Origin of the sequence: Microvirga pakistanensis (assembly GCF_004458765.1) — a bacterium.
Lineage (GTDB): Bacteria > Pseudomonadota > Alphaproteobacteria > Rhizobiales > Beijerinckiaceae > Microvirga > Microvirga pakistanensis.
Genome location: NZ_SPJX01000295.1, coordinates 1 through 223, shown reverse-complemented (window position 1 = coordinate 223; position 223 = coordinate 1). Strand labels below are relative to the sequence as shown.

Here is a 223-nt window from a genome sequence, read left to right as displayed (position 1 = left end):
CGTTCTCGACGGTGAGGTGCAGCGCGAACGGCCCCTCGAAGGACTTTCCCGTCGCGCGGACGGTCCCTGACACGTGCCCCATCAGGACCGCCTCGGCGCCGTCGACGAGGAAGGTGTCGACAGAGGCACGCGCATCCTTGGGCACGGTGTATTCCATCAATTCAGTGAACTGGGCAGCGCATTCGGCGGCGGTGGAGCGCGGGCGGATCCACGGAGCGGCAGG

General features: G+C 67.7%; 1 protein-coding gene. It reads right to left on the bottom strand.

Features of this window, described 5'->3' with window-relative positions; genetic code table 11:
• On the bottom strand, positions 1 to 223 hold a 223-nt coding region (locus tag E4K09_RS15980; RefSeq protein WP_134498686.1), incomplete at both ends, for a nuclear transport factor 2 family protein.